The sequence below is a fragment of the Pedobacter steynii genome, from assembly GCF_001721645.1.
Lineage (GTDB): Bacteria > Bacteroidota > Bacteroidia > Sphingobacteriales > Sphingobacteriaceae > Pedobacter > Pedobacter steynii_A.
Genome location: NZ_CP017141.1, coordinates 6241038 through 6258526 on the forward strand (window position 1 = coordinate 6241038; position 17489 = coordinate 6258526).

16 protein-coding genes are annotated in these 17489 nt (G+C 41.2%); 9 read left to right on the forward strand and 7 right to left on the reverse strand.

Annotated features, from left to right (window positions below):
• Nucleotides 1-12: 12 nt before the first annotated feature.
• Nucleotides 13-1908, forward strand: a complete 1896-nt coding sequence (locus BFS30_RS25875) for an OmpA family protein (RefSeq protein ID WP_069381951.1) — start codon at nt 13-15, stop codon at nt 1906-1908.
• Here the strand turns inward: BFS30_RS25875 and BFS30_RS25880 are convergent.
• The 4 genes from BFS30_RS25880 to recQ are packed head-to-tail and all read right to left on the reverse strand — an operon-like array spanning nt 1905 to nt 5923.
• Nucleotides 1905-2492 carry a hypothetical protein gene (locus BFS30_RS25880; RefSeq protein ID WP_069381952.1) on the reverse strand — a complete coding sequence of 196 codons (588 nt, stop codon included), beginning with the start codon at nt 2490-2492 and terminating at the stop codon, nt 1905-1907. The genes BFS30_RS25875 and BFS30_RS25880 overlap by 4 nt on opposite strands.
• 5 nt (nt 2493-2497) lie before the next feature.
• Nucleotides 2498-2872 carry a hypothetical protein gene (locus BFS30_RS25885; protein ID WP_069381953.1) on the reverse strand — a complete coding sequence of 125 codons (375 nt, stop codon included), beginning with the start codon at nt 2870-2872 and terminating at the stop codon, nt 2498-2500.
• Between the two features lie 30 nt (nt 2873-2902).
• Nucleotides 2903-3718 (reverse strand): 3-deoxy-8-phosphooctulonate synthase, encoded by an 816-nt coding sequence (kdsA, locus tag BFS30_RS25890; protein WP_069381954.1) that lies wholly within the window; start codon nt 3716-3718, stop codon nt 2903-2905.
• 15 nt (nt 3719-3733) lie between these two features.
• Nucleotides 3734-5923, reverse strand: a complete 2190-nt coding sequence (gene recQ / locus BFS30_RS25895; RefSeq protein WP_069381955.1) for a DNA helicase RecQ — start codon at nt 5921-5923, stop codon at nt 3734-3736.
• Between the two features lie 89 nt (nt 5924-6012).
• Here recQ and BFS30_RS25900 point away from each other — a divergent pair, with 89 nt between their 5' ends.
• From BFS30_RS25900 to BFS30_RS25910, 3 genes are all read left to right on the forward strand, one after another.
• Nucleotides 6013-6978: a KpsF/GutQ family sugar-phosphate isomerase gene (locus BFS30_RS25900; RefSeq protein WP_069381956.1), complete on the forward strand. Its 966-nt coding sequence runs from the start codon at nt 6013-6015 to the stop codon at nt 6976-6978.
• Between the two features lie 15 nt (nt 6979-6993).
• The gene (locus tag BFS30_RS25905) at nt 6994-8085 is read left to right on the forward strand and encodes a mannose-1-phosphate guanylyltransferase (RefSeq protein ID WP_069381957.1); all 1092 of its coding nucleotides are present in this window, start codon (nt 6994-6996) and stop codon (nt 8083-8085) included.
• 98 nt (nt 8086-8183) lie between these two features.
• The gene (locus tag BFS30_RS25910) at nt 8184-9455 is read left to right on the forward strand and encodes an Hsp70 family protein (RefSeq protein WP_069381958.1); all 1272 of its coding nucleotides are present in this window, start codon (nt 8184-8186) and stop codon (nt 9453-9455) included.
• A gap of 44 nt (nt 9456-9499) precedes the next feature.
• Here BFS30_RS25910 and rlmB read toward each other — a convergent pair whose 3' ends face one another.
• On the reverse strand, nt 9500-10267 hold the full coding sequence (gene rlmB / locus BFS30_RS25915) for a 23S rRNA (guanosine(2251)-2'-O)-methyltransferase RlmB (RefSeq protein WP_069381959.1): 768 nt from the start codon (nt 10265-10267) through the stop codon (nt 9500-9502).
• Nucleotides 10268-10476: 209 nt separating this feature from the next.
• Here rlmB and dnaB point away from each other — a divergent pair, with 209 nt between their 5' ends.
• Complete coding sequence (dnaB, locus tag BFS30_RS25920; RefSeq protein WP_069381960.1) at nt 10477-12045, forward strand: replicative DNA helicase; 1569 nt, start codon at nt 10477-10479, stop codon at nt 12043-12045.
• A 9-nt stretch (nt 12046-12054) separates the two neighbouring features.
• Here the strand turns inward: dnaB and chrA are convergent, their stop codons facing one another.
• Both chrA and BFS30_RS25930 read right to left on the reverse strand, forming a co-directional pair.
• Nucleotides 12055-13254, reverse strand: a complete 1200-nt coding sequence (chrA, locus tag BFS30_RS25925) for a chromate efflux transporter (RefSeq protein ID WP_069381961.1) — start codon at nt 13252-13254, stop codon at nt 12055-12057.
• 11 nt (nt 13255-13265) lie between these two features.
• Nucleotides 13266-13601: a tetratricopeptide repeat protein gene (locus BFS30_RS25930; RefSeq protein ID WP_069381962.1), complete on the reverse strand. Its 336-nt coding sequence runs from the start codon at nt 13599-13601 to the stop codon at nt 13266-13268.
• A gap of 45 nt (nt 13602-13646) precedes the next feature.
• Here BFS30_RS25930 and BFS30_RS25935 point away from each other — a divergent pair, with 45 nt between their 5' ends.
• The 4 genes from BFS30_RS25935 to BFS30_RS25950 all read left to right on the forward strand — a co-directional run bounded on the left by BFS30_RS25935 (nt 13647) and on the right by BFS30_RS25950 (nt 17473).
• A complete protein-coding gene (locus tag BFS30_RS25935) occupies nt 13647-14384 on the forward strand; it encodes an electron transfer flavoprotein subunit beta/FixA family protein (protein ID WP_069381963.1) in 738 nt (245 codons plus the stop codon).
• 44 nt (nt 14385-14428) lie between these two features.
• The gene (locus tag BFS30_RS25940; RefSeq protein ID WP_069381964.1) at nt 14429-15400 is read left to right on the forward strand and encodes an electron transfer flavoprotein subunit alpha/FixB family protein; all 972 of its coding nucleotides are present in this window, start codon (nt 14429-14431) and stop codon (nt 15398-15400) included.
• 46 nt (nt 15401-15446) lie between these two features.
• Nucleotides 15447-16061, forward strand: coding sequence for a bifunctional nuclease family protein (locus BFS30_RS25945; protein WP_069381965.1), 615 nt, complete (start codon nt 15447-15449; stop codon nt 16059-16061).
• Nucleotides 16062-16207: 146 nt separating this feature from the next.
• Complete coding sequence (locus BFS30_RS25950) at nt 16208-17473, forward strand: nucleoside permease (RefSeq protein WP_069381966.1); 1266 nt, start codon at nt 16208-16210, stop codon at nt 17471-17473.
• The last annotated feature ends 16 nt before the right edge of the window (nt 17474-17489 follow it).

The window sequence follows — 17489 nt, forward strand, 5'->3', positions numbered from 1 at the left end:
AACAGTAGCGTTTTGAAAAAAATATCTATTGCAGCTTTTTTGGTCTTTCTAATTCTTGGTGTCAGCGCTCAAACCACTTCCGTCAGAAAAGCGATGGCTGATTTCGAGAAGGCCCAGGTGTATTTGAATGACAACAATTATGCGGAGGCAATTGCTTCCTTAAAAAACGCTGCAGCCGCAGATCCAAACTTTAAAAATGCCATTATTCAACTCGCCGAACTCAACAGAAGGATCAAATCTTTTGAGGAAGCAAAGTTATATTATCAGAAAGCAATTGATTTAAGTGGAGGATCTGACGTCCGGTTATACTACGGATTGGCCGAATCACAGGTCAATACCGGAGATTATAACCCGGCATTGAAAAACATCAATCTTTTTATCGATCAGTATACTGGGAATGACAAGGCCTTTCTCGCTAAGGCAAAAAAATACAGGAAGGATTGTGAGTTTTCTATCACCGCCTTAAAAACGCCGCAGAAATACGAACCTGTTAATCTCGGCTCCCAAATCAACTCTGCACATCGGGATTATTTCCCCGCCATTACCGCCGACAATGAAACCTTAATCTTCAGCAGAAACATCGCCGGCAATGAAGATTTTTTCATTTCCAAAAAGCATAATAAAGAATGGAGCAGTCCGGTTTCTTTGAGCAGCAATATCAATACGGCGCAATTTAATGAAGGTGCCCAGTCTATTTCTCCAGATGGTCAATACCTCTTTTTTACCGGCTGCAACAGGCCCAATGGATTGGGAAGATGCGACATCTATGTCAGCCATAAAGAAGGGAACAGCTGGGGTCAGCCCTTTAACCTGGGTGCACCTGTAAATACCATTTACTGGGAATCACAACCTGCCATCAGTCCGGATGGAAATACCTTATACTTCGTCAGCAACAGACCCGGAGGGATTGGTGGTTACGACATCTGGAAAACACAACTTAATGAGGAAGGCGAATGGTCCCTTCCCCTCAATCTTGGCCCGGAGATCAATACGCCTTATGATGAAAATACCCCATTTCTCCATGCTGATGGGAAAACCCTGTATTTCTCTTCCGACGGATGGCCAGGCATGGGTAACAAAGATATCTTCCTGAGCCGTATAGACAGTACAGGACATTGGAGCAATCCGCTCAACATGGGTTATCCGATCAATAGCTTTAATGAAGAGACCGGACTTATCGTAAGTCCTGACGGAACGGAGGCCTTTTTCTCTTCCAATTTAAAGGATGGGTATGGCGACATGGACATTTATCAATTTAAACTACCTGAAGATAAAAAGCCAATGGCCATTACTTATGTAAAAGGAATTGTCCGGGATAAAGAAACCCGGAAGTTTCTGGAAGCCAGAGTACAGGTAGTTAATCTGGGTAATAAAAAGACCGCTTACAACGATTATACCTCGACTGACAATGGGCAGTTTCTTGCAGTGATGCCTTTTGGTGCAGATTATGCCTTTAACGTCAGCGCCGATGGTTATCTGTTCTATTCCGAAAATTATGAATTGAAATCCGCCAATGGAAATAAACCATTCCTTCTGGAGATTGATTTGGAACGGTTAAAAGTGGGTACAAATATGATCCTGAAGAATATATTCTTCAATACCAATGAATATGCCCTTCTACCACCTTCGGTAACGGAATTAGCCACCTTAAAAGACCTGTTAAAAAACAATCCGAACATCCATATAGAGGTTCAGGGACATACAGATAATGTGGGGAACGACCTTCAGAACGAGAAACTATCTGTCAACCGTGCCAAAGCAGTATATGATCATCTGATTGAAAGTAAAATTGATGCAACAAGGTTAACCTATAAAGGTTACGGTGAAACCAGGCCAATTGCAGGAAATGAAACAGAAGAAAAACGGAAGCAGAACAGGAGGACCTCCTTCATCATTACAAAAATCTAGAGAGAACGGCCGTTCTGGTGCTTTTCATAAAGCTTTGTACATTTATCCTCATAGTCAGAATATATACTTTCGCTATATGTTTCCAGATTAATGGCTTTAAATTTCATTTTTGCTCTGATCGTTGGAATTTTAACCAATCTCCCTTCTCCATTATTGGCCGAAGTGTTAAAATAATTCCAATCTCCGAGGTAATCATGGGTCAATAGGTTTACACTGGATTCCCCGCTTCCATCATGGGTAGCACCACCAAATGAATATCTACCTATACCAATCATCTGTACTTTTTTAGTGTTCTTATTATACCTGAATTGAGTTTTAAAACCAGCACGCATCCAGTCATTAAAAAATTCAAAGCCGTTTTTAGTGGCATTAATCCCTGAATTATCACTTAGATTTCCTATTGGCTGGCTTTGGATTTTTGCGAATTTCTGACTAGATAATTGGCAAACAATGGTTAATTCTTTTCTGGATAAATATACCGTATCCTTTATCCCATCATGATCTAAATCTTTTATTAATTTCTCCTGCCCAAAAACGAGCATGTGGGATAGTAACAAGATAGAGGTAATAAGTGCTTTTTCCATACTGTCTATACAAAATCCAACACTGGATAATCCGGCGCTATAAATTCCAGCAGGCGTTTCCGGGTAATTACCTGGTTTACTCTAAAAAAGGGGGCATCATCCAAGCGGGCCAATGAAGAAGTCGATTGCTGAACTAACCAGGCAACGAATAAATCCCTGTTCGGGAAGATTCGCGGTTCGGAAAAACTGCTATCCCATATTTCCGCATACAGGAATTCTTTTTTTTCATTCATGGCCATCCCCATACCACAATAGTCGCGATGGCCATATCTGAGTACATATCCTGATTCGAGTTTATCAGCTACCTGGCTAGCCAAAACAGGGCCAAACACTAAAGTATCTGATGCCAGTTTATACAGAGCTTCTTCATATTCGTCCATATACACAAAATTAACAATCCGGTTACCTCATTAGATCACCGCTTGTCTTAATCTGACCAGTTTTACCAGCAAATCTTCCAGTAAATCCAGGTGTAACATATTTGCTCCATCTGATTTTGCATTTGCAGGATCAGGGTGGGTTTCAATAAACAAACCATCCGCGCCAACCGCAATGGCTGCTTTTGCAATCGTTTCTATCAGTTCAGGCTTTCCTCCCGTTACTCCGGAACTCTGGTTCGGCTGTTGCAGGGAATGGGTACAATCCATTACTACGGGAACTCCGAAGGCCTGCATTTCCGGCAATCCGCGATAATCTACAATCAGGTCCTGATAACCGAAAGTATTTCCGCGATCCGTTAAGATTACCTTGTTGTTTCCTGATTCCACAATCTTTTCTACCGCAAACTTCATCGATCCTGCTGATAAAAACTGTCCTTTCTTTACGTTTACCACTTTGCCGGTATGAGCTGCTGCAATCAGCAGGTCTGTCTGGCGACATAGAAATGCCGGAATCTGCAATACATCCACATAAGCAGCAGCCATAGCCGCCTCTCCGCTTTCGTGGATATCAGTAACTGTTGGTACGTTAAAAGTCTTACCTATTTTCTCTAGTATTTTCAAAGCTTTTTCATCTCCTATTCCTGTAAATGAGCCGCCTTTTGAACGGTTGGCTTTACGATAGGATCCTTTAAAAATATAAGGGATATTTAGCTTATCAGTAATGGTAATGATTTTCTCAGCAATGCGTAAAGCAATCTCCTCTCCTTCAATGGCACATGGTCCGGCCATTAAAAAGAAGTTGTTGGAGCCCTGATGTTTTAAATTATCTAGTGGAAAATTGATCATTTCGTATTTTGTGTATTAATTACCTAATTCAGACATGAACTTGATCCGCATCAGCTGGATCTCTTCACGCGAATAATCTGTTTCACCTAATTCTTTTAGTGCTTCATCGATGGAATCATTTTCCGCAGACTGGAAGTAATCGAATACTTCATCCTGGCGGTCTTCGTCAATCAATTCATCTACAAAATAATTAAGGTTCAGCTTGGTGCCTGAATTTACAATGGCTTCGATCTCTTTTAAGATATCGAAATAAGTGATGCCTTTGGATTTTGCAATATCTTCCAGACCAATCTGTCTGTCGATATTCTGGATAATCGAAACTTTAAGCTGCGATTTATTCGCCTGAGTTTTAATGATCAGGTCTATAGGGCGCTCAATGTCATTATCCTCTACATATTTCTTAATCAGCTCAATGAATGGGGAACCGAACTTCATGGCCTTTCCGTTTCCTACTCCGGAGATCTGTTTCAACTCATCCATTGCAATTGGATAATGCGTACACATCTCTTCTAAAGAAGGATCCTGGAATACCACAAATGGCGGTACATTCTTTTGCTTGGCGATTTTCTTTCTAAGGTCCTTTAACAGCTGCAATAACTGTGTGTCCAGAGTTCCTGATCCATGTTTAACATCATCCTCGTCGTCATCGGCTGCACTTTCAATCGGCTCATTGAGCAAAAATTTCAAGCTATAAGGATTTTCAATGAAATCCCTGCCATTATTGGTTAGCCTTAACAGTCCGTAATTGTCAATATCCTTGGAAAGGAAATTGTTCAGTACGGCCTGACGAACCAGCGACTTCCAGTGATTTTCTCCTTCTACCATCCCCAATCCAAACTCAGGAATCTTACCATGCTCATAAGCAATGGTTTGCGCGGTTTCTGAACCGGTAAAAATGTTCAGGATATGGGTATCATCAAATTTCTCTCCGATACGTTGAACCAGCTTCAATAAAATGAGCAGCGATTCTTCCGCATCAAAAAGTTTTTTAGGTTTCTTACAGTTATCGCACATACAGTTACAGCCCGTTTCATTGAAGTTTTCTCCAAAGTAATGCAGGATCTGCTTTCTGCGGCAAACGCCGGATTCTGCATAATCAATCACTTCTTTCAGGATCTGTGTTCCGATCTCCCGTTCAGACACCGGCTTATCCTTCATGAATTTCGCCAGTTTGTCTACATCCTTCTGTGCATAAAAAGCGATACATACCCCTTCACCACCATCTCTTCCAGCCCTGCCAGTTTCCTGGTAATAGCCTTCCATACTTTTAGGGATATCATGGTGGATCACGAAACGCACATCCGGTTTATCGATTCCCATACCGAAAGCAATGGTTGCCACGATAACTTCCACATCCTCCATCAGGAATTTATCCTGAGTTTCCGCCCTTACCTTAGGCTCTAAGCCTGCATGGTAAGGCAAAGCTTTAATTCCGTTCAGGTTTAGTGATTCTGCTACTTCTTCTACCTTTTTGCGGCTCAGACAGTAAATGATCCCTGATTTTCCGGTATTGTACTTGATATACCGGATCATTTCCTTAATGACATCTCTTTTCGGACGGATCTCATAAAATAAATTCGGTCTGTTAAAGGATGATTTAAATAAGGTAGCATCCGACATCTGCAGGTTTTTAATGATGTCCTGCTGAACTTTCGGGGTAGCTGTAGCCGTTAACGCGATAATCGGGATACCATCCCCGAGGCCAGAGATCACTTGTCTGATCTTGCGGTATTCCGGGCGAAAATCGTGTCCCCATTCCGAAATACAGTGGGCTTCATCAACCGCTACAAAAGATATCTTAATCAGTTTTAAAAACTCAATATTGTCCTGTTTGGAAAGCGATTCCGGGGCAACGTACAACAATTTTGTCTGCCCGCTTAGCAAATCACTCTTTACCTGGGTAATTTCGGCTTTATTTAAAGAAGAGTTTAAAAAGTGGGCGATGCTGTCGCTTCCACCGAAGGCCCTTAGCTGATCCACCTGATTTTTCATCAGAGCAATCAACGGCGATATAACAATTGCAGTTCCCTCGCTCATTAGCGCAGGTAACTGGTAACATATGGATTTCCCTCCACCGGTAGGCATAATAACAAACGTATTCTTTCCCTCAAGAACATTAGTGATGATAGACTCCTGATCACCTTTAAAATTATCAAAACCAAAAAAGGTTTGTAAGTTATCAAACAACGACTTTTTCACATCCATTACGCGTATAAAATATTCAGTGCTATATTTACTTCAAAATAACATAATTTTGCACTAATTCAAAGCATCAATATACTAATTAATTCTGTTTGAAAAGTAAAAAATCTATTATCGAGGACGCAGTCAACACGTTACAGCTGGAAGCCCAGTCTATTTTGGGGCTGATTGATCATATAAATGATGATTTTATCCGGATTATCGACCTTATTCTGCAATGTAGAGGCCGTGTTATTGTTACAGGAATTGGTAAAAGCGCCATTATAGCGCAAAAAATTGTTGCAACTTTCAATTCTACTGGTACACCATCGATATTTATGCATGCGGCAGATGCCGTTCATGGTGACCTTGGAATGATCCAGAAAGACGACATTGTGATCTGTATTTCCAAGAGCGGAAATACCCCTGAAATTAAAGTATTGGCACCACTGTTGAAACAATCCGGCAACCTGATGATTGGCATGGTTGGACAGCTCAATTCCGAACTTGCTGTTCAGGCAGATCTGATTCTGAATACCACGGTTGCAAAAGAAGCCTGTCCACATAACCTAGCACCGACCACCAGTACTACCGCACAACTTGCCATGGGTGATGCCATTGCCATTTGTTTGTTAAATGCCAGAAATTTTAATGAAACTGATTTTGGCCGGTACCATCCTGGCGGCGCCCTAGGTAAACGCCTGTACCTCAAGGCCGGAGATATTGCACTTAAAAATCAAAAACCAAGTATCCCTCCCGATGCTTCTGTAAAAGATGTCATAATTGAAATTAGTCAAAACCGTTTAGGAGCAGTTGTTGTTATTGAGGCTGATGTGATTTTAGGAATCATTACTGACGGAGATATCAGGAGAATGTTAGAAAAACATACTAATTTAGCCGACATTACGGCGAGCGATCTGATGAATGCCCGTCCTAAAACCATTGAGAAAGAATTCCTGGCAATTAACGCTTTGGAAATGATTAAAGAAAACAACATTACCCAGTTACTGGTTACCGATGGTGGCGCTTATTTTGGGATGATACATTTACATGACCTTCTTCAGGAGGGGATAATTTAGATTTTTAGATTGAGCATGAATAAAAATAATTACGCACTTATAATGGCCGGTGGCGTTGGCAGTCGATTTTGGCCGGTAAGCAGAACAGAATATCCTAAGCAGTTCATTGATTTTTTTGGCATTGGTAAAACACTGATTCAAAGCACATACGAACGATTCCTAAGGGTTTGTCCTCCGGAAAATATTTTTGTGGTTACCAATGAGATTTATACCGATATCGTAAAAACGCAATTGCCTGATTTAGCAGAAAATCAAATTCTGGCTGAGCCGATAATGCGCAATACGGCACCATGCATCTCTTATGGTTCCATGAAAATTCTGAATCTGAATCCTGAGGCGACGATTGTTGTTGCCCCTTCAGATCACACCATTACCAATCAGGACGCTTTTATTGCGGCTATAGAACAGTCTTTAAAAGCCGCTTCGGAAAATGACTGTCTGATTACACTGGGCATTAAACCCAGCAGACCGGATACCGGATACGGCTACATTCAGTACGTGGAAAACACACTGGAAACCGATAAACAGATCCATAAGGTTAAAATATTCACAGAAAAGCCGAATCTGGACCTTGCAAAATCATTTATTCAAAGTGGCGACTTCCTCTGGAACGCCGGGATATTTATCTGGTCTGCGAGGTCGATCACCAAAGCCTTCGCCAAGCACCTTCCGGAGATGCATGAGATCTTCCTTCAAGGAAATCCACTATACAACACCAATAATGAAACCGAGTTCATTAGCGTGGCTTATCAACAGTGCACCAACATTTCAATCGATTTCGGAATTATGGAAAAAGCAGATAATGTATATGTCCTTCCTGCCGATTTCGGATGGTCAGACCTGGGTACATGGGCCTCGATCTATGACATTGCGGAGCACGACTACGTAGGTAATGCCGTTATTCCTGCAGAGAAAGTGATGATGTTTGACTCTTCAAACTGTATGGTAAACGTCCCTAAAGACAAACTCGTCATCCTTCAGGGTTTACATGATTATATTGTGGTGGAGTCGAACAACACCTTGATGATCTGCCCAAGAACCGAAGAACAAAACATTAAACAGATTGTAGCCGATGTAAAATCTAAATTCGGTACAAAGTATATATAACCAGAATCTTATCTTTTTTTAATACATCCGGGTTTTAGCATTTGCCAGAATCCGGATGTTATTGTTTTTAACAATTTTGCCCCAAATTTTTCTTCACAATGAGTAAGTATTTATACGGAATTGATTTTGGCACAACCAATTCTGCCCTATCTATCTATGACAACGAAAAAAAAGAGATCATCTCTACGATTACAGTTCCTTCCATTCTGTATTTCCAGAACGAACTCAGCGCCACAGAACCTGTACATCATTTTGTAGGTGAAGATGCCATAGAAGCCTATCTGAAAGACGGCATGAAAGGCCGCTTTATGAAGTCTATTAAGAGAATCCTTCCCAGAAGCAGTTTTATAGAAACCCGGGTATACAACAAAAAATACAATGCTTCAGACCTGGTCACCCTGATTTTAAAAGATCTGAAGCTGAAAGCAGATGAGATCATCAGATACGATTGTCAGAAGGCAATTATTGGCAGACCCGTATTCTTTGATGACGACAATACCGCAAAAGATGCCCTGGCTCAGAAACGCCTCAATAAAGCAGCGGAGAATGCCGGATTTACAGATATCCGTTTTCAGTTTGAGCCTATTGGTGCTGCCTTTGCTTACGAAAAAACCATCACAAAAAAAGAGAAAGTACTCGTAGCAGATTTGGGTGGTGGTACAACCGACTTCACCTACCTCATTCTTGATCCGGAAAAAGTAGGTAGTAAAGACCGTAGAAATGACATCCTGGCAACTGGTGGTATTTATATCGGCGGAGATAGCTTTGATTCGTCCTTCATGTGGGACCGTGGAACACCTCATTTTGGGAAAGAAACCCTTTATGAAGCTGCTCCCGGAAAGATGTTAACCGTTCCAAACTCCTATTTCAGCAACATCTGTTCCTGGGAACAAATGAACTTCTTCAATGGCTTAAGGGTGAGAAATGACCTTCAAAACTATTATCATTACTCAAAACAGGACCCAAAGCTCAAGAATCTGATTACGCTAACCGACCATAACCTGGGCTACTCTCTATTCCAATCCATAGAGAAAACCAAAGTTCAGTTGTCGAAAAGCAGCAATGCCCCTTTTGCCTATAGGAAAATGGAAATAGAGATTGATGAACAGGTTTCTCTTGACCAATACAATACAATCATCCATAAAGATCTGAGGAAAATCAGCATGTATCTGGATGAATTCATTCTTAAACATCAGATTAAGGCAGAGGAAATCGACAGTTTATTCCTTACCGGCGGAACATCCCTGGTGGCAGCCGTTAAAAGCTTATTCAACAGCAGATTTCCTGGTGTACCGGTGAATTCAGGAGATAATTTTATCAGTGTAGCCAAGGGATTGGCCTATAGCGGATATTTATTTGAAGAAGCTTAAATCAATTGGGGAGCCTCGGCTCCCCAATTGATTTAAATATGATATTACAACTGACGTTGTCTGATGGCTTCGTAGAGGATAACTCCGGCAGATACCGAAACATTCAATGAGCTGATTTCTCCGATCATAGGAATTTTAGCCAGGTGGTTTGCCATTCTCATGATGTCATTAGAAATCCCTTCATCTTCTGCTCCCATTACGATTGCTGTAGGAACAGTATAATCGGGTACATAGATCAGGTCATTTGTTTTTTCAGTACAAGCTACAATCTGCAATCCGCAATCCTGTAAAAATAAAGCTGTTTTATGAAGATTCGGGTGCCTGCATACCGGAATGGTAAATAAGGCTCCGGCAGAAGTTTTGATAGCGTCTGCATTGATCTGGGCAGAATTTTTGGTGGGTACTACAATCGCGTGAACTCCCGCGCAGGCTGCAGTTCTGGCAATCGCCCCCATGTTACGCACATCAGTAATGCCATCCAGGATCAGGATCAATGGTGTCTCCCCTTTTTCATAGACTGCAGGAATAATGTCTTCAATTTTCTGGAAGGTAATGGAAGAAATCACCGCGATCACACCCTGATGATTCTTCTGGGTCATCCGGTTTAATTTTTCTACCGGCACATTGTGAATCGGGGCATCAACCTCCTTTAAAAGGGCCTTCAATTCCAGCATCAGGTCTCCGGACAAACCCCGTTGAATATAAATACTTTCAATATCTTTAGCAGCTTTAATTGCTTCTATTACAGCACGTATACCAAATACGAATTCATTATTTTCTTTAGCTCTCGGGGCTCTCCTGGAATTTTCCATCTTTCTTAAATTGAAGCGCAAAAATAGCTGAAATATTACGATTAAAGGAAACCTATTTTTTCCCGGGGCTAAGTCCGTCTTATCCACATAGTTCTGTTGGAAAATAAGTTCGATTTGGCAAGGCGGTAGTAGAATTCCGGTATTTGATCTTTTTAAATGTTCATAAAAGAATTAAGCAAAGGACTTAATTTTTGTATATTTTTGTGCCTATGAGTAATGATAACGGAAATCAGGGACAAGACAAAGCAAACTTCACTGCCAGAAAAAACAGGTTAAGCAATTCCATGAATACGATGGGAAAGATACCACCTCAGGCTTTAGACCTTGAAGAAGCTGTCCTTGGTGCTTTAATGTTAGAAAAAGATGCACTTTCTACAGTAATTGATATTTTGAAACCAGAGGTTTTTTATGCCGAAGCGCATAAGAAAATCTTTGAAGCCATTGCTTTATTGTTTCAGAAATCAAAGCCTGTCGACATTTTAACAGTAACCTCAGAGCTTAGAAACCTGGGCTTACTGGAAATGGTAGGTGGTGCTTATTACATTACAAACCTGACCAACAGGGTTGCTTCAGCAGCAAATATAGAATACCATGCCCGGATCATTTCACAGAAATACATCCAGCGCGAACTGATCAGGATCTCTTCTGAGATTATTCAGAATGCCTATGAGGATACGACGGATATTTTCGATCTGCTGGACCATGCAGAAAAGAATTTGTTTGACATTGCCCAGAACAACCTTCGCAGGGATACCCAGAAAATGGACGAGATTGTTAAACAATCCCTGGCTACTTTAGAGGAACTTCGCGGAAAAAGTGACGGATTAACCGGGGTACCTTCAGGCTTTACTGATCTGGATCGGATAACCGGTGGCTGGCAACCTTCAGATCTGGTGATCATCGCGGCACGTCCGGCGATGGGAAAGACTGCATTCGTACTAACCTGTGCCAGAAATGCGGCAGTAGACTTTAAACGTGCAGTAGTGGTATTCTCCCTGGAGATGTCTTCGGTACAGTTAGTGAATCGTCTGATTTCCGGAGAAACGGAGATTGAGCAGGAAAAGATCAGAAAAGGGAATCTTGCGGAATGGGAATGGCAACAACTCCACAGTAAAATAGGTTCTTTAACAGAAGCCCCATTATTAATTGACGATACCCCTGCCTTAAATATCTTCGAATTCAGGGCAAAATGCAGAAGGTTAAAATCACAATACGACTTACAGTTAATCATCATCGATTACCTGCAGCTGATGCATGGTAAAGGTGAAGGTGGTGGTGGAAACAGGGAGCAGGAAATTGGTAGTATCTCCAGGGCCCTGAAATCCGTAGCTAAAGAATTAAATGTTCCTGTACTCGCGCTATCTCAGTTGAGTCGTGCGGTAGAGAGCAGGCCCGGACAAAACGGTAAACGCCCGATGTTATCGGATTTACGTGAATCCGGTTCCATCGAGCAGGATGCGGATATGGTGCTCTTCTTGTACAGGCCGGAGTATTACGGGATTACAGAAGATGAGCAGGGACGTTCACAGGCAGGTATTGGTGAGGTAATTATTGCAAAACACCGTAATGGTGAAACGGGTATTGTTCCCCTTCGCTTTATTGGTAAATACGTTAAGTTTGCGGATCTGGAAGAGAATTTCTCTGCACCTACCTCCTTCTCTATGGATAGCCCTAGTGCAGGAATGCAGCCTTCGCAGGATTTCGACAGACCTGCCGGCAATGTCATCATTAAACCATCCAGAATGGATGACATGAACGATGATGATGCACCGTTCTAAAATAAAATATCAAATGAAATAACCGAGTAAGATTCCCGCCAGCACAATGAATGGCGGGCTTATCCGGGTGAAATGAAGCACCAGAAAGGTGCTCAACATCACGCCTATTCCCATCAGGTTTAAGCCCATTGGCATTACCAGCAGGATAAAAGCGGCAATGATAAAGCCAACGCTAACTGCATTGATTCCTGACATAGAGTATTTAATTCTGGAGATCTTTTTCAAATCTTCCCAGAAAGGCACGATAAACAGGACCAATAACAGGCCAGGCAGGTTAATCCCCATAACCGCGACCAAGCCCCCCAGAATCTGTCCGGTAAGCCCGTAACCAAAGGTTTTCATACTCAAAGTCCCTACATAACTTGTAAAGGAAAAAGTAGGTCCCGGTAAGGCCTGCTGAAGGGCAAAACCGGAAAGGAAACCAGAACCGTTCAGGTAATGTTTCATTTCCACAAACTCCGTAAACATTAAAGGTACAAGTACTTGTCCGCCTCCAAAAATGAGGATCCCGTTCCGGTAAAAGTTTTCAAACAGCCTGATCGGTAAACTAAAGGGAGAAGTCCTGTTTATGATCGCCCCCAATAGTGACAGCAACAGCAATACACCAAGGAAATAGATCAGTTTCTTAGGATTAATGTTAGAGAAGAGTTTTACCCGGAGCTCACTTTCTTCCTTTGGTGTTCCGATAGCCGAAGATATCATTCCGCCAATCAGGATTGCAATAGGAAATACATAAGCATTTCTGAGCACCAGCGTGACAATTACTGCCGCAACTGCCAGAAAAACGGTTAATTGTGAAATGAGTACCCTTTTGGCCAGGTTAAAGGCACCAAAGGCAACAATCCCCAGTGCAATGGGTTGAATATACTCCAGGATTTCCCCGAATTTCTGCTTCTGATCCCATCTGGCAAAGCTAATGGCAGCAAAAGTCATTACCGCAGCAGAAGGAAGGACCCAGATCAGGAAGCTGATGAGCGCAATTTTCAGCCCTCCTACTTTATACGCAATCCCAACCAGGGTTTGAGTAGATGCCGGACCAGGTAATACCTGTGCCAGCGCATTTAATTCCAGCAATTCCTCTTCAGAAACATACCTGACGTCTTTTACAAAGTACTTCAGCAATAAAGCGAGATGCGCCTGTGCACCACCAAAGGCAGTAAACGTAAACAAAAACACATCCCTGATAAATAGCAGTTGTCTTTTACTCAACTTAATAAAGGTTAATCGTCCTCATAATCTAAACCTGCAGCAGAATTATAAGCCCCCTGTAACTCAGAAAAGGCATGCATATCCCGTTTATTTTTTGCCACGGCCATTCCTTTCTGATAGGTGGTTATGGCTTCTTCTTTTTGCTGTTGTTTTTCGTATAATTTACCCAGATGGTAATAAGTTCCTACATAATCCGGGTGTTCTGCCGTGAGTTTCAAATAATACTCAAATGCCTTTTCTACGTCATTTGAATTGTTGTATTCGGTCGCTAAAGCGTATAGAACGAATGGATCATTGGGATCATTGGACAAAAACTCCAATAACTTTGCTAATCGGGTACTTTGCATTTTAATTCCCTGCTTTTTTAATTAGATTTGCAAAAAGACAATTTTATGAAAATATTAGTTTGTATCAGTAATGTGCCCGACACAACGACAAAAATAACTTTTACTAACGATAATACACAATTCAATACATCAGGAGTCTCATTTATTGTGAATCCATATGATGAAATTGCCTTATCAAGAGCAATTGAGCTGTGTGCCGGTGGTAAAGGAACCGTTACCGTTATCAATGTTGGAGAAAGCGTCACAGAACCAACCATAAGAAAAGCACTAGCCATCGGAGCAGACGATGCAGTCAGAATCAATGCAGATCCGAGAGATGCTTATTTCACTGCTTATCAGATCGCGGAATATGCGAAAACTACAGATTATGACATGATCCTTTGCGGTCGTGAATCCATTGATTATAACGGATCACAAGTAGCGGCAATGGTTGGTGAATTTTTAGATATCCCTTCTATCTCCATCATCAAAAAATTAGACTATGATGGAACTACTGCCACTATTGAACGCGAAATTGAGGGTGGTAAAGAAGTGGTTTCTGTAAGCGGCAAATTTATCGCAAGCTGCGCTGAAGGAACAGCTGTTGCAACCATTCCTAATATGAGAGGCATCATGTCTGCAAGATCTAAACCTCTTCAGGTTGTTGAAGCTAAGGAAATAGCACAAATCAGTAAAGTAAAACAGTTTGACACTCCTCCTCCACGCGGAGCGGTTAAATTGGTTCCTGCAGAAGAAACAGAAAAGCTAATCGGCCTTCTTCATTCAGAAGCGAAAGTTATCTAAGTTTCCTATTTCACAGTTTAAAAAAATTATTTAATAAAGATCTTATGTCAGTTTTAGTATATGTAGAACAAGTCGATGGTAAGTTTAAGAAATCTGTTTTCGAAGCAGTATCTTACGCAAAATCCATTGCAGATATACAAGGAAGTAATTTAACCGCGATATCTATTGGTAATGTTGGAGAAGGTGAACTTAAAGAACTTGGTAAATACGGAGCCTCTAAAGTATTAAATGTTTCCAATGACCAGTTAAAAACCTTCGTTAATCAGGCTTATGCCTCGGTTATTGCCGAAGCCGCGAAAAAAGAAAATGCAGATGTAGTGGTTTTATCCAACTCTTTCTCCGGAAAAGGTCTGGCACCGCGTATTGCTGTAAAACTGGAAGCAGGATTAGTAGACGGTGCAGTAGAATTGCCTAAATTAGACGGAGGTCAGTTTCTAGTAAAGAAAACTGCTTTCTCAGGTAAGGCATTTGCCATCACTGAATTGACTTCCGCAACGAAAGTTATTGCTTTAAACCCGAATGCATTTGGCGTAAAGGAATCTGCAGTTGATGCAGCTGTTGAGGCATTCAGTCCTGAAATCAAAACCACAGATTTCAGTGCAATCGTTAAAGAAATTGTAAGGGCAACCAATAAAGTTTCTCTACCTGATGCAGAGCTGGTTGTTTCTGCAGGAAGAGGCTTGAAAAGTCCGGACAACTGGGGAATGATCGAAGAGCTGGCTAATTTATTAGGTGCAGCTACTGCTTGTTCCAAACCGGTATCTGATGCAGACTGGAGACCACATTCTGAGCACGTTGGCCAGACAGGAATTGCCATCAGCCCGAACTTATATATCGCTATCGGTATTTCAGGAGCCATTCAGCATTTAGCAGGTGTAAGTTCTTCGAAAGTTATTGTAGTGATCAATATAGATCCTGAAGCCCCTTTCTTCAAAGTAGCAGACTACGGAATCGTTGGTGATGCCTTCGTAGTAGTACCCAAATTAATTGAAGCTTTAAAAGCACATAAAGGTTAATTAAATACCCGGCGGAAACCTTGGTTTTGGCCGGGTATTATTTAATATGAAAAAAGTAAAACTCGACATTATTGGTTTGTCCTACAGCCAAACCCAATCAGGAGCATACGCCCTGGTACTTGGTGAAGTAAATGGCAGAAGACGTTTACCGATTATTATTGGTGCGTTTGAAGCACAAGCTATTGCCATAGAAATTGAGAAAATGGTCCCTAGTCGGCCTTTAACTCATGACCTCTTTAAAACTTTCGCCCAGACCTACAATGTGCAAATTACAGAAATCCTGATCTACAATCTTGTAGAAGGTGTTTTCTTTGCCAAGCTGATTTGTACCGATGGCGAAACCATACAGGAAATTGACGCAAGAACTTCTGATGCCATCGCATTGGCTGTTCGCTTTAATGCCACCATATACACTTACGAATTTATCCTTTCTTCTGCAGGTATTGTCATCGAAGGCAATGACTTCCTGTTTCTGGAAAACATGGATAACATTCCGAAAGATCAGGGCTCTGAAGACATTGGTACTTCTATCCCGGGCGCTAACTATAAAAACCTCAGTATTGAGGAGTTAAATCAAAAACTTCAGGAGGCAATTGCCGAAGAAGCTTATGAGAAAGCGGCGAGAATACGGGATGAGCTGAATAAAAGAAATTCTGCATAACACCACCATTTCCATATTATTTTACATAAAAAGCTGGATATAACAAATTTTTACTACTTATTTCAAACTATTTCGACTCATTTTAGATATTGTTTTAAAATAGTGATATATTCAGCTTCAATTCAAAATCAAACTAAACTATTATTATGAATGTTAAGTTACGCTTAACGCTGATGAATTTCCTACAGTTTTTCATATGGGGATCATGGCTAATTACCATCGGAGTATATTGGTTTCAAAACAAAAAATGGTCTGGTGCTGAATTTGGAGCCATATTCTCTACTATGGGAATTTCTTCTATTTTCATGCCCGCGCTTACGGGAATCATTTCTGATCGTTTTATCAATGCCGAAAAACTGTATGGAGCATTGCATATTATGGGAGCAATAGTGCTTTTCACCTTACCTATGGTGACCGATCCATCGGTTTTCTTTTGGGTGATCCTCCTGAATATGATTTTTTATATGCCTACACTCTCTTTATCCATAACTGTAGCTTATTCCGCATTAAAAAGCAACAATAAAGATGTGGTAAAAGATTATCCGCCAATTCGGATCTGGGGAACCATAGGTTTTATTGCAGCGTTATGGGTGGTGAGTCTTACTGGAAATGAAGCTTCTTCCAATCAGTTTTATATTGCATCGGCAGTTTCTTTAGCATTGGGAATATATGCATTTACGCTTCCGAAATGTCCTCCTCTGGCCAGTAAAATTGCTACAAAGTCCTTTGTTGATGCTTTAGGTTTAAGGGCATTCACCTTGTTTAGACAGCGAAAATTTGCGGTTTTCTTCTTCTTTTCTATGTTTTTAGGTGCTGCCTTACAGTTGACGAATGCCTATGGAGATACCTTTCTGCATGATTTCAAAAATGTACCTGAATATCAGGACCTTCTTGCCGTAAAATATCCTGCTGTAATTATGTCGATTTCCCAAATATCGGAGACCTTGTTCATCCTTGCCATTCCTTTTTTCCTACGAAAATTCGGTATAAAATACGTGATGTTATTTAGTATGATTGCCTGGGTGTTGCGCTTTGGCCTATTTGCCTTTGCTGATCCGGCCGGTGGCCTGTGGATGATCATTTTATCTTGTATTATTTATGGAATGGCTTTTGACTTTTTCAATATATCCGGTTCCTTATTTGTGGAAACACAGATAGACGAAAAAATAAGAGGTAGTGCCCAAGGTTTATTTATGATGATGGTAAACGGTTTTGGCGCCCTTTTTGGAAGTTTTGCGAGCGGGTACATTATACAGCAGTTTTTCACCAATGCAGATCAAAGTAAAGACTGGTATCACATCTGGATTACTTTTGCATCCTATACTTTGGTTTTAGCCATCATATTCCCTTTCATTTTCAAATACAAGCACAATAAGGCAGAAGCAAAAGCCATTGAGGCGATGAACCACTAAACGCCTTTAAAACTCT